This window comes from Phocaeicola sp. RTP21198st1_B8_RTP21198_201120, assembly GCF_040929485.1.
GTDB lineage: Bacteria > Bacteroidota > Bacteroidia > Bacteroidales > Bacteroidaceae > Phocaeicola > Phocaeicola dorei.
In genome coordinates, this window is sequence record NZ_JBCOCI010000204.1 from 1 (window position 1) to 437 (window position 437).

The 437-nt window shown below is 41.6% G+C and carries 1 protein-coding gene; it reads left to right on the forward strand.

Annotated elements, in window-relative coordinates:
* A partial coding sequence (locus tag AB5935_RS24495) for a sensor histidine kinase (protein ID WP_368327701.1) occupies positions 1-408 on the forward strand: 408 nt, incomplete at its 5' end.
* Between the last annotated feature and the right edge of the window lie 29 nt (positions 409-437).

A 437-nucleotide genomic window follows, 5' to 3' on the forward strand; every position in this document is an offset into this window, starting at 1 on the left:
AAAGGAGAGGTGGAACTGGTACTTGATAATCACCTTCCGGTTTGTCATGTCATTAGTGACCGTAATCGTATACATCAGGTGATCTCTAACTTTGTTAATAATGCAATGAAGTTTACCTCTGAAGGAAGTATTCATGTGGGGTATAAACTAAAAGACGGAGAATTGGAGTTTTATGTCGAAGATACGGGAATCGGTATTGAGAAAGAGCAATTGCCACATATTTTTGAGCGTTTCGTGAAGCTTAATTCTTTTGTACACGGTACAGGATTGGGACTTTCTATCTGTCAGAGCATCGTTGAACAATTAGGTGGGCGGATTGACGTTGATTCTGAAAAAGGAAAAGGATCAAGGTTTTGGTTTACTATTCCCGGAGTGATTGTGACGGAAGAGGTGGGCTGTGCCCGGTAGAGTGGTAATGAGGCAGGTGAATATCTTCC